Source organism: Bartonella silvatica (genome assembly GCF_040545155.1).
Classification (GTDB): domain Bacteria; phylum Pseudomonadota; class Alphaproteobacteria; order Rhizobiales; family Rhizobiaceae; genus Bartonella; species Bartonella silvatica.
The window spans coordinates 108,553-121,513 of sequence record NZ_JBEPLI010000001.1 but is presented as its reverse complement, the minus strand read 5'-3'; the positions used below and the strand labels follow the sequence as shown (position 1 = coordinate 121,513).

At 38.1% G+C, this 12,961-nt stretch carries 8 protein-coding genes; 4 read left to right on the top strand and 4 right to left on the bottom strand.

The window, feature by feature from the left end:
• The first annotated feature begins 4 nt into the window (after window positions 1-4).
• A complete protein-coding gene (locus tag ABID23_RS00465; protein WP_354188236.1) occupies window positions 5-4,636 on the top strand; it encodes a translocation/assembly module TamB domain-containing protein in 4,632 nt (1,543 codons plus the stop codon).
• 708 nt (window positions 4,637-5,344) lie between these two features.
• Here the strand turns inward: ABID23_RS00465 and ABID23_RS00460 are convergent.
• Together ABID23_RS00460 and infC are read right to left on the bottom strand one after the other, a co-directional pair.
• Window positions 5,345-7,126, bottom strand: coding sequence for an ABC transporter ATP-binding protein (locus tag ABID23_RS00460; RefSeq protein WP_354188234.1), 1,782 nt, complete (start codon window positions 7,124-7,126; stop codon window positions 5,345-5,347).
• A 212-nt stretch (window positions 7,127-7,338) separates the two neighbouring features.
• Window positions 7,339-7,857 (bottom strand): translation initiation factor IF-3, encoded by a 519-nt coding sequence (gene infC, locus ABID23_RS00455; RefSeq protein WP_354188675.1) that lies wholly within the window; start codon window positions 7,855-7,857, stop codon window positions 7,339-7,341.
• Between the two features lie 205 nt (window positions 7,858-8,062).
• On the opposite strand from infC, the gene ABID23_RS00450 reads away from it, so the two are divergent.
• The 3 genes from ABID23_RS00450 (at window position 8,063) to dapE (ending at window position 10,994) form a co-directional block, all read left to right on the top strand.
• On the top strand, window positions 8,063-8,848 hold the full coding sequence (locus tag ABID23_RS00450) for an alpha/beta hydrolase (protein WP_354188232.1): 786 nt from the start codon (window positions 8,063-8,065) through the stop codon (window positions 8,846-8,848).
• Between the two features lie 26 nt (window positions 8,849-8,874).
• Window positions 8,875-9,621, top strand: a complete 747-nt coding sequence (locus ABID23_RS00445; RefSeq protein ID WP_354188230.1) for a M48 family metallopeptidase — start codon at window positions 8,875-8,877, stop codon at window positions 9,619-9,621.
• Between the two features lie 200 nt (window positions 9,622-9,821).
• Entirely contained in the window at window positions 9,822-10,994 is a 1,173-nt protein-coding gene (dapE, locus tag ABID23_RS00440; protein ID WP_354188228.1) for a succinyl-diaminopimelate desuccinylase, read from the top strand.
• 95 nt (window positions 10,995-11,089) lie between these two features.
• On the opposite strand, the gene hemW is transcribed toward dapE, so the two are convergent.
• Window positions 11,090-12,289, bottom strand: a complete 1,200-nt coding sequence (gene hemW / locus ABID23_RS00435) for a radical SAM family heme chaperone HemW (protein ID WP_354188226.1) — start codon at window positions 12,287-12,289, stop codon at window positions 11,090-11,092.
• A complete protein-coding gene (rdgB, locus tag ABID23_RS00430; protein WP_354188224.1) occupies window positions 12,286-12,933 on the bottom strand; it encodes an RdgB/HAM1 family non-canonical purine NTP pyrophosphatase in 648 nt (215 codons plus the stop codon). Before rdgB ends, hemW begins: the two co-directional genes overlap by 4 nt.
• Between the last annotated feature and the right edge of the window lie 28 nt (window positions 12,934-12,961).

The following is a 12,961-nucleotide window of genomic DNA, read 5'->3' as shown; positions in this document are numbered from 1 at the left end:
AAAAGTGCGTTTATCAGCTTTCTTATTCGGGTTTTTATTTCTTTTGGTAAGCACTTTTGTTTGTGTGCAGCGAAGCAGTTCATCTTCTAACCAAATGAATGTTTATAACCATTCATGGATTGTTTCTTTGATTGAACGCAAACTTTCAAAGCCTGGTCGCCAAGTTCGTTTACATAATGTACAAGGGGCGTTGTCTTCTCAAATGTCTATTGATGCTATTACTGTGAGTGACAAAAAGGGTGTTTGGCTGAAGATGACCGATGCCAAAATGGATTGGAACCGCTTATCTTTGTTGAGAGGGCGCGTGAGTGTTAACCAGCTTTCTGTAGAACAGGTTACGTTTTTGCGCAAACCACAAGGGAGTTCTTCCCTTATGTCTTCTCTTGAGACGCGTAAGTTTTCTTTGCCAAAATTGCCTCTTGCCATTTCTATTGATACGCTTACAGTTAAGCATGCAATGTTTGAAGAGGGTCTTCTTGGTTTTTCTGCTGATGTGTCTTTAAAAGGCTGCCTAACCTTAGACAATAATGACATTGATGTTGATGTAGCCGCTCATCGTTTAGATGCACAGGGATCTTTTTCTGTTTTAACAAAGCTATCCACTAGCAACCGTACGGTTAAAGTTGATATTTCTTCTAATGAGCCGAAAAATGGCATTTTGGCAAATATTTTTAACATTGAAAAACATCCTGCATTAAATCTTGCCATTAAGGGTAATGGTACTTTTGATGATTTGGTTATCAAGCTTTATTTGGAAGCTGATCACCACCCTATTTTAGATGGTAATGTTATTCTTGCAGCTGTTACAGAAGGACATAGTTTATCTACAAAACTTGTGGGTACGCTGGGTCCTATAATACCTTCTCAATATCGTAATCTTTTTGAATCTGATGTAACGCTAAAAGTAGAAGCAAGAAGAACAAAAGAAGGTGTAACACACCTTGATCGTATGGCGCTTCAGAGTCAAGAAATGAATATTATAACGAATGCAGAAGTAACCGCTGATGGATTTCTGCGGCGGCTTTTTGTTGATGGAAAAATAGTCCTTGATGAGAAAAGTGGAAGTGAACGTTTACCAACGTCAGAAATGCCCCTATTGGCTAAGAATCTTACTTTAAATATTGATTATGGTCGCGAAGGCAAACAGTCGTGGAATGGACAACTTGTTTTACATCATGTGAAAAATAAAAGTATTTATATTCGTGATGCAGTTTTTGATATGGGGGGAGTAAGTGAAAATCTTGATAATGTAGCCTCTCGTCATGTTGGTTTTCAGGTTAAAGGAACGCTTCGAGGGATTGAAAAGGGGGCTGGAGCATTAGGAGAATATTTAGGCAAAACGGTTCATGTGCATCTGGATACGGATATTTTTTCGAAAAAACCAACTTTAATTCATGATTTTAGTGTCACTGGTCAGGGCTTTTCTGCTTGGTTAAAAGGAAAAATGGACCATTTTGTTTTTAAAGGTGATCTTGGTTTAAAAACTCAAACACTTGCTCCTTTTAATCTGTTGAGTAGACAAAAACTCCTTGGTCGTGCAGATATTAAAGCCAAAGGAACGATTGGCTTAATGAATAGAGTTTTTGATCTTGAATTATCAGGGGACGCTAACAATATGGCGATAGGTATAGAGCCATTCGATCGTTTTTTCAAAGGAAACTTTACCCTTTCAGGTGGAGCAGCTTATGATAGAACTAGCTGGATTTTCCGTCGTTTAAATTTGAAAAGTCAATACGCAAATATAAAGGCTGATGGGTATTTTTCAGGCGATAGAGCTAAAATGGATTTTTATACGCAAATATTTGATCTTGCTAGATTAGATCCGAGAATAAGTGGTGCGCTTACAATCAAAAGTACGGCGAGAGGGCACAATAGCTTTATAAATCTTAATACACGCGCCAATATTGCGGAAGCATTTTTAGCCGGAAAGAAACTTGAAAATACAACGCTTACAATGAAAACACTGGTGAATAATACATTGCCAGTACCTTCTTTAACAGGTTCTATAAAGGGTGAAGGGAGTTTTGCTAAAAAGCCATTATATTTATCGGCTTCTTTTAAAGATTCTCATCAGATTAGAAAATTTGAAAATATCAATATGAAAGCGGGAAGTACAAAACTAACCGGTAATCTTTCTCAAATAAAAGGTTTTTTTAAAGGGGCTTTGCATATTGATGCTGACGATATCTCCATGCTTTCTGCATTATTTTTGCAGGAAGGTAGTGGAAAAGTAAAAGGAGATTTTATTTTTGACGAACAAAATGGCAGACAGAAAGTTAATCTAAAAGCGCATGTTGACCGTTTAAACTTTGCAAAAAATAAAATAAAAAAGTTAGCAGTAGAAGCGAATATATTGGATCTTTTTGGTATAACTCAGTTTGATGGCTTTATCAACGCAGAGCATATACAAACGCCTTTTATGATGGTTAATCATCTAGATGCCCATGCGAATGAAAAAAATGGAACAACAATTTTTACTGTTCAAGCAATGTTACCTAACAATACAAATGCACACCTTTCTGGCCATATGATCGCAGTAGGAGTTCCAGAAGGTATAAAACGCGAAGTGCAGATTGAAACCATAGATATTAAACGGCAAAATTTTCACGCGACATTACCCAAATCAGCTACGATCACTTTTGATAAAGATGGAATAACAGTTAATGGATTGGGGATTGCAATTAATGGAGGTACAATTACACTTGCAGGAAATGTTCAAGAGACCCTTAATTTGCACCTTACAGTGAATGCATTACCCGCTGCTTTAGTCAATTTATGGAAATCTGATCTTGAGGCAACTGGTACCTTGAATGGGCAAGTTATGGTTCGGGGGAGTTTTCAAAAGCCTGATATAACCTATGATATAAAAGGTGAGGAACTGACAACCGGTGCTTTTCAAAATAAAAAAATAATGCCCTTTACGTTAACGATTGCGGGTAAAACAGTAAACCAAAACCTTACTTTGAATGCAAATTTAACGGGAGAAGAGGTCCAAGCACAAGCACAAGGGCATATGTCCTTAGATCAAAATAAGCTTGATTTCCATGTTAATTTGCAAGATGTACCTATACGTTTGGTGAATGGCTTTATTGAAGGAAAAGCTCTTAGTGGATCGATTGTAGGTAAGGCCGGTATTGGCGGGACAATAAAGGATCCATCTGCTCATTTTGAGCTTTCTAGTCGGAACTTAACCGCGATGACTCATAAAGGGCCTATGTCGATAAATATGGATGCTCGTGGTTCTTACAGAAAATCAATTTTTCATATTAAGCATATGGTGGCGACAGGAGATAAAGGTTTAGATCTTTCCATAAATGGACCTGTTTCCTTGAATGGTTCGGAGGTCAACTTAAGTGTTAAAGGAACAGTCCCTGTTGCTTTTATTGATCCATTCTTAGCGAAGCGGGGTGCGCATATAACGGGCACAGCAACCATTGATACGACGCTAAAAGGTGTATTATCTCAGCCACAATTAATAGGGCATCTTTCTATCATCAATGGTAGCTTTTTTGATTCAAAAACAAACATAGGGTTGAACAATGTGGCAATTAAAGGCAAACTCAATGGCGATCATATTCTTATAGAACAAGCCTCAGCTTCTTCATCTGAAGGAGGGTTGATTTCTGCTTCAGGTCGTATCACGAGTGATCTACAGCCAGATTTAGTCTTTAATTTTGACCACGCCAATTATAATGATGGTTCTATGATTATTGCTACATTGTCAGGAAATATGACAATGACAGGTAATTTTTTAGATAATCTTGTTATTGGTGGTGATATGACTGTTGAAAAAGCTGAAATTTTGGTTCCAGATCATTTTCAAAATGCAAAGTTTCTCGATATTAAAAATAAGAATTTAACCACACCAATTCAGAAAACGCTAAAGCGCGCCGATGTTCAGAATATTGATATACATCGTGGTGTTTATAAAAAATCTTCGTCCGTTGTGTTATCCAATATGCGTATTACGGCGCGCAATCAGTTTTTTGTACGTGGCCGAGGATTAGATGCTGAACTGGGAGGACGTATTAACATAGCAGGTCCTTTGAATGATGTTCACCCAGTTGGTGAGTTTCAGATGATTCGTGGACGTTTTGATATTCTTTCACAGCGTCTTAATTTTGATCAGGGAAAAGCGAGTTTTAGTGGTAATCTTAATCCTACGGTTTATTTTGTGACAAACCATAACAGCGGTGATATTCGCGTCACCGTCACTGTAAGTGGAACAATTGATAATATTGATGTGAATTTTTCTTCACAACCAAATTTGCCACAGGATGAGATTTTTGCACGTTTGATTTTTAATCGCTCTCTGAGTGAGTTATCACCATTTCAGGTTGCTCAGCTTGCAGCCGCGGCTGCAGATCTTGCAGGTGCTAATACATCTTTATTGAATACTCTAAGAGATAAAATTGGTCTTGATGATCTTGATGTTATTATTGATGAAAAAGGGAATACGGGTTTACGTATTGGACGCTATATACACAACAATATTTATTTAGGTTTTGAAGCGGGGTCAGATGGTGCAACAAAGGGAACGATTAATTTAGATGTTTCGCGCCATCTCAAAGCCAAGGGTGCCGTAGGGAATGAAAAGAACTCTAGTATTGGTTTATTTTATGAAAGAGACTATTAAAGAGTAGAGTTTCGGGGTTTTAGATTTTATGCTCTTTTAATTTTCTAAGTTACAGAGTATTACCATATAAATTGAAAATTTCATAAAAGGAAAATTTTTTATCAAGTTTTGAGAAGATAAGTTTAACGTATTTGTTTTAAATCGTCGCATTCTCTCATAGGGTGCTCTTTCCACGAAGGGTAGTGTATTATCACGTTTTATGGATTGGATTGAATGCATTTCAAAGTGCTTCTATAAGTGGAGAAAGAAAAATCTATTAAACGCCGCTATCCTTCCTACTTTAAAGATACTTCTTCATGCCCTCAAGTCTATTTCACAATAGAGCTCGTGAATAGTATAATGGTAAAGCCATCGGGCAGCGCCATCTTTATACTCACGAAAGTACCTAGCCAACCACCATTATTCTGTTTGCCAGTTTAAGGTGGCGTTGCAGCTGTTGTATTGAGATTATTCATAAGGGGATTGTCAGTACCCTGTCAATTTTACCCACATGTGACTCTCATTTGTGAAGTAAAAACGAAAGATTCTATTAAATTCACTATACACAAATAATGAGAAAATCTTATCGAGGATCTCATTCAATATAAACAGTAATGAATTATAATCTTTCCTTTTTTTGCTGTATCATGGAATAGTTTTCCATAGTTATTTGCAAATTCCTTGTAAGCGAATATAGCTACTCGTTTATTTTGTTAGCTTAAATTTTACTCAAGTATCTAAAAACGAGGATGTATGTTTTTTGAATTGGAGATTATGAAGTTTTTTAAAAAAACCATTTTTTTGGGTGAGTAATTCTTCTTGAGTTCCTTGTTCAATCAGTTGACCATTTTGTATGACAACAATTTTATGAGCACGAGCAATGGTTGAAAGACGATGAGCAATAACGATAGTCGTACGCCCTTTTGTAAGTTGATGAAGTGCTTCATTAATTTGTACCTCAGTATGTGAATCTAATGCACTTGTTGCTTCATCAAGAATTAAGATTTCGCTATCGTGAAGCATTGCCCTAGCGATAGCGAGTCGTTGTTTTTGTCCACCTGAAAGATTACAGCCATTATCTCCTATCTGTGTGTCATAGCCATTGGGGAGATCCATAATAAAATCGTGGGCATTCGCTGTTTTTGCTGCTTTGATAATGTCATCGTCGTTAGCTCCTGATTTTCCAAGCCCAATATTATATTTAACAGTTCCTTGAAAAAGAAAAGTATCCTGTCCCACATAAGATATGAGCTTTCTAAGAGAGCGAAATGTAGCATAGCGGATATCTTGATCATTAATGAATATACGTCCCTTTGTGGGGTCATAAAGGCGCATAATAAGATTAATAAGGGTAGATTTTCCTGAACCAGACGGCCCCACTAATGCTGTCATTCTTTTAGGCTCTATTTCGAGATTGATACTTTGCAATACCATGTTATCATCTTTATATGCAAAAGAGACATTCTCAAAACGGATAGATCCTTGTTTTTCCTCTAAATCTTTAGCTTCTTCATGTTCTATAATCGTAAGAGGACGGTCGAGAATTTCAAACATTGTACGAATATTAACCAAGCCAGCTTCAATTTTAACACGCACATTGGCTAATCTTTTTGCAGGTTCATAAGCGAGAAGCAAAGCAACAATGAAAGACATGAATTCACCTTGAACACCGGAACGTTGTGTTGCAAGATAACCAGAAAAACAAATTATCCCAGCAATGGAAACACCAGCAAGTGTTTCCATAATAGGATTTGTGATAGCTTGAAGTGTTGCAATAGTATTTGCTTGTTTTTCAACATTGCGAATAGCTTTATCCATACGTTTTTTCATAAGCTCTTCTAATGAAAAAGCTTTGATAATGCGAATACCAACAGAACTTTCTTGTATAATTTTGATGATTTCACCCAAAGAAAGCAGTTCTTTTTCCGCAAGTTTGCGAACACGTTTTAAAGCCATTCGAACCCCTAAAAAAGCCAGTGGTCCTACTATTAAAGTAATAGCGATTAACGTAAAGTTTTGAATAAACATAACAAGTAATAAGCCACTCACAGAAAGCAGATCGCGCACAAAGGTTGTGATAATTGTGTCAATGATATTACGCACTGCCGTAGCATTGTGAGTTACGCGGACAAGCAGATCTGAGGAAGTGTTATTATGATAAAAAGAAATCCCCTGTTCCATAAGACGTTCGTAAATTTTTCGCTGTTGTTCAGCAACGATACTGTTTCCAGCTTTGCTTAAAAAGTAAGTTTGGGCAAAAGTGGCAATTCCTTTGAGAATAAAAATGAAAGCAATGATACTGGAAATCAAAACAATCATATCAAAGTTTTGTGCATCAATGATAGAGTTAACAACATCACGCATAATCCATGCGCTGGTAGCAGTTGTGCAGGAAATAATGATCATTGAAAAAATAGCTGCACTGTACCAATATGCATGCTTGTGAAAATTTTCTCGCAGAAGACGAATGATAAGATGTTTATCAGAAGCAGAAATTTGATCTTTTTTCATGTAGCGCTTCTATATTCTATCGTTGTTTTATGCAAAATTGCAGTACTCTTAACTTATATTTTATTTTTTATAAAAAGTATTTTCTCATAGAGAAGTTAGTATCTATATCATATATAGAAAAGCACCACAGCTATATGATGTGATGCCTTTAAATTACACTCAATACAGGCAGTTTCAGATGATTTGCATCTAATATATGAGATTACGCAAATCTACTTAGCTGCTATTACCATCATCATTTGACGCCCTTCAAGCTTTGGCTCAGATTCGACTTTTGCAATTTCACTCGTATCTTCTTTAACACGTTGAAGAAGCTTTAATCCAAGATCTTGGTGTGCCATTTCACGACCACGAAAACGCAACGTAATCTTTACTTTATCACCATGATTAATAAAGCGATGAATAGCTTTAAGCTTTACACCATAATCATGAACATCAACATTTGGGCGCATCTTAATTTCTTTGATCTCGATGACCTTTTGTTTTTTACGTGTCTCAGCAGCTTTTTTTTGGGTCTGGTATTTCAATTTTCCCAAATCGATAATTTTACATACCGGTGGTTCTGCATTTGGTACAATCTCAACCAAGTCAAGCCCTGCATCTGCAGCCATAGCAAGCGCTTCTTGTATTGAAACAACTCCCTGATGCTGTCCTTCACCATCGATAAGTTGTACACGAGGAACGCGAATATCCTGATTGGAACGTGGCCCATCTTTCTGGGTCGGTGTTATTTTAAACGGTCTGCGAATGGTTTATGCTCCTTAATTTTGATTTATCTGTAACGTCATTTAATATACAATTATACACATAAAAACAACTAGGATTCGTGCTTTTTTCATATTTGATTTACGATTTTGGAGCTTGATTTTTAGGATATAAATTTTTCTTTTGTAGAAATATTTTTTGAAAGATTTTATGGAGGAAAGGAAGAGAATAATGGATCAAGATATTCCTTGTCAGTTTTTTTCATTTGAAGATACTGCTCTTGCAGTACGTTATCGCAAAGGCAGTTCGCCGCTTGGTTTGGTTTGGCTTCCTGGTTATCAATCTGATATGTTAGGAAACAAGGCAATGTTGATTGATAATTTTGCACAGAAGAATGATTTGTCTTGTTTACGTTTTGATTACTCTGGTCATGGGGAATCAGGGGGTGATTTTTTTCAAGGAACGATTTCACGTTGGGTTAAGGAAAGTTTAGCGGTTTTTAAAACCTATTGTGAAGGACCACAAATTTTGATTGGTTCTTCAATGGGGGGGTGGATTGCTTTAAGACTTGCCATGTTGTTAGCGCAGAAAAATAAGAGGCTTGCTGGTATGGTCTTGATTGCGCCAGCTCCTGATTTTACACAAACCTTGATAGAGCCAGAATTAGGTCCGGAGGAATGGAAAATTTTGGAAGAAAAAGGCTATGTTGAACGACCAGCAGTTGGTGATACGGAGCCAATGCCCTTTACAAAAGTGTTGATTGAAGATGGCAGAGACAACTGCGTTATGAAGGGGTGTATTGATGTTGGATGCCCGATCCATATTCTACAAGGGATGGAAGATATGGAGATACCTTATCAGCACACATTGACTTTACTGAATCATTTGCCGTTCCATGATGTAACATTGACACTTGTTCGTGATGCAGATCATCGGTTTTCGCGTCCACAAGATTTAAAGTGTCTTGAAACGACACTGAAGTCATTGATTGATCAAATTAACGAGAAGAAGGATTAAATTTATTGACGATAAAGACATAGAATATGACTATTTACGAAGATTCTTTTATTTTGTCTGATTGTGTTATACCTCTTCAGGTGCGTGAACATAAATGTGCGCGTCGTCTCACATTACGTGTTGATATGAGAGGGCAGAGAATTTGTGTGACAACACCACCTGCGGTAAGTCTCTGCGTGGTTCAAGCTTTTGTTGAAAAGCACCGATCTTGGATTGAATCGCGTTTTACGCACGCACAAAATTCTCATCAAGATTTTTATCTCAAAGAGGGATCAACGATTCCTATATTAGGTATTGCGCATACGATAAGGCATAAAGCAGGACGTGGAATAACAGAAATTGTTACAGGGGATATGGAGCAAGGGGCGCAAATTATTGTTTATGGCCACTTAGAACATTTGCCAAGGCGTGTTGCGGATATTTTAAAAAAACAAGCTGAGCTCATTATAACACCATTGGTGGGGTATTATGCACATAAAGTAGAACGTAAAGTAAAATCAATTTGCTATAAAGATACCAGAAGTCGTTGGGGGTCTTGTTCAATAAGAGGAAATCTCTCTTTCTCATGGCGTCTTATTATGGCGCCAAAAGAAATTGTTGAATATGTTGTTGCACATGAAGTTGCTCATCTTATTGAAATGAATCATGGACCCAAGTTTTGGGATCTTTGTGAAAGGCTTTATCCAGGCAGTAAAACACACCGTGCTTGGTTGAAAGAAAATGGTCATATGTTGCAAAAGATCCATTTTCATTCATACCCGTTGGAAATATGAAAAAAGCAATATTTGATGGAACTTTCTGTTGAACTTTTCATTATGTATTTGCTTCTTCTATGATGAGGAAGTCATTGAAGCCTCAGCACGATTATCTTCCCCTGCATCGTTTGCTGAGTGTCTTCAATGTTTTTTCTTTATCTTTTTTGTGATTCAGTTTAAATAATCTTATTCTTAACGTTTAGATCGAAAGAGCACTTATGCCTGTCCTTACAGATCCACTTCAATTATCACAGGCACTTATCCGTTGCCCTTCTGTGACGCCACATGAGGCGGGAGCCTTATCAACTTTAGAGCAATTTCTAACACGGATGGGGTTTTGTATCGAGCGTCCTATTTTTTCAGATAAAAACACAGAAGATGTTGAAAATCTTTATGCCAAGGTGGGAGAGGAAGGGCCGCATCTGATGTTTGCGGGGCATACGGATGTTGTGCCACCAGGGGCATTGGAAAATTGGACACACCCCCCTTTTGAAGGAGTCGTAGATCAGGAAAAACTATATGGGCGGGGCGCTGTTGATATGAAGGGCGGCATCGCTTGTTTTGTTGCGGCACTTGCGCGGGTTCTTGAAAAACAATCTATTAAAGGAATAATAAGTCTGCTGATTACTGGTGATGAGGAAGGTCCTGCACTGAATGGCACAGTCAAGCTTCTTCAATGGGCCGAGCAAAAAGGCGAAAAATGGACTGCGGCTCTTGTGGGAGAGCCAACGAGCGTAAAAACTGTTGGTGATGTGATCAAAGTTGGTCGTCGAGGATCACTTTCTGGTATTATAACGGTTACAGGTTGCCAAGGGCACGTTGCTTTTCCTGAGCGGGCCGCCAATCCATTGCCTTTAGCAAGTAAACTTATTCAAGCATTGACGCAAACGGCTTTAGATCAAGGGACAGAAAATTTTCAACCAAGTAATTTGGAATTAACAACCATTGATACAGGGAATTCTGCAGTGAATGTTATTCCGGCACAAACAATGATTCGCTTTAATATACGCTACAATGATCTTTGGGTAAAAGAAACGCTTATAACAGAAATTGAAAAACGCCTTGCTTTTATACAACCCGAAAATACGCGCGATCAATTACCCTACTATCAGCTTGAATGGATTCCAAGTTTGGGCGATGTTTTTTTGACGAAAAGTGGTAAACTCGTTAAAACTTTATCCAGTGCTATTGAAAGTGTGACAGGAAATAGACCAGAATGTTCAACTTCGGGGGGAACTTCAGATGCACGTTTTATTAAGGACTATTGTCCAGTGGTTGAGTTTGGTTTACCAGGGCAAACAATGCATATGATTGATGAGTGTGTGACCCTTGAAGCTCTAGAAACTCTTACTGCTATTTATGAGCGCTTTATTATTGATTTTTTTGCGTAAAAAGAAGCCATTATTTCTTTGAAAGCATTTTTACACTAAAAATAACAAATATTCTATGTCAGTTAATGTAATAGCAAACGAGAGTTATAGGGATTTTAGTTTGCCAATTGGTTGATAATGTGATCCAGAAGGATTCGTCCTTTGTTTGTTGCTTTTAAGCGCTGGTTTCCTACCGTTTCTACCAAACCCTGTTGTTGTAAATCAATAAGCTTTTCCATTGGTAAACTCTTGTGGTTTAAAGCTTCATAACGTACAAGATCTAAACCTTCGCAAAGACGTAAGCTCATGAGGAGCATTTCATTTGCTTGTTGTTCCTCTGTTAATTGTTCAGTTTCGATACAACCGTGTCCTGTTGTTTCTACCAACTCAAGCCAATGTTCAGGATATTTTTCATTTATTGTGACATAACGTTCACTATGTTCGGTTTGAGAGTAAAATTCTTTTGAAGAGAGAGAGGCTTGGTTTGATGAGTGCTCAATAAAACGACCATGAGCTCCTGGACCAAATCCTGCATATTCATGATAACGCCAATAGAGAAGATTGTGTGCTGATTCGGCACCAGGGATTGCATGATTTGAGATTTCATAGGCTGGCAATCCACGCAGTGTGGTGATTTCTTGGGTAAGATGATACAAGTCTGCTGCGAGTTCTGAGGCGGGAAGGATAAGTCTTCCTGCGGCATGAAGCCGTTTAAAAGCAGTTCCTTCTTCAATGGTGAGTTGGTAAAGAGAAAGATGATCTGCTGCTAAATCAATAGCTTGTAAGAGCTCCCCTTTCCATTGTTCGAGTGTTTGTGCAGGGCGAGCATAAATGAGATCAAAAGATAAACGTGGAAAGATTTCCCGTGCTAAAGCAATCGCATGAATAGCTTGGTTCACATCATGAAGACGACCAAGTTGTCGCAAATCTTTATCGTTGAGGGCTTGTACACCGAGGGATAAACGGTTAACGCCTGCTGCACGATATCCGCGAAAACGCTCTGCTTCTACACTAGATGGGTTGGCTTCCATTGTGATTTCAACTTTATCATCAAGCGTCCATTTTTTTGCAAGCGCTTGTAATAAGGCATCAACAGTCTGAGGCTCCATAAGAGAAGGAGTTCCTCCTCCAATAAAAATGCTGGTAACGTGGCGTGGACCTATTTTATGATATTGTGTTTCTATTTCGCGTTTAAAAGCAGTGACAAAACGTGGCTGATCAACGCCGTGGATACGAACATGTGAATTAAAATCACAATAAGGACATTTGGCAGCGCAAAAGGGCCAATGAATATAAATGCCAAAAGATGTATTCATGAGAGTGCTAAGAGATTTTCTGCTAAAAGCTTAAAAGCACGCGCTCTATGTGAAAGAGGTATCTTATCATTGAGCTTCCAGCCATGTTTTTGTTTGGTTGACATTTCGCCAAAAGTATTTTCGTATCCATCTGGTAAAAAAATGGGATCAAAACCAAAGCCTTTATCTCCACGTGGAGGCCAAACAAACGTCCCTTCCACGCTGCCACGGAAATAATCAGCATGAGCATCAGGCCATGCAATACAGATGACTGATATAAACCTACATTTTCGTTGTTTTTTGTCATGCGCTCCGATTTTTTGGAGTTTGTCTTCTATTTTTTTCATAGCGCTTAAAAAGTCACGTGTGCCATCGGGTTGGAGAGCAAGATCAGCTGTATAAACGCCTGGTGCACCATCCAATGCATCTACTTCCAAGCCTGAATCATCAGAAAGGGCAGGAAGTCCGGTATTTTTTGCTGCTGCGAAAGCTTTAATATAGGCATTTTCTTCAAATGTTGTGCCAGTTTCTTCGGGTTCTGGCAATCCAAGCTCTTTTGCTGATTGTATTTTTAAATCAAAGGGAGCAACTAAAGTGGTAATTTCATGTAATTTCCCGGTATTATGGGTTGCAATGACGAGCTTCTTGGTTGCTATGCTTCTCATATATTTCTCCAGAAATGAAAAGGGGAGG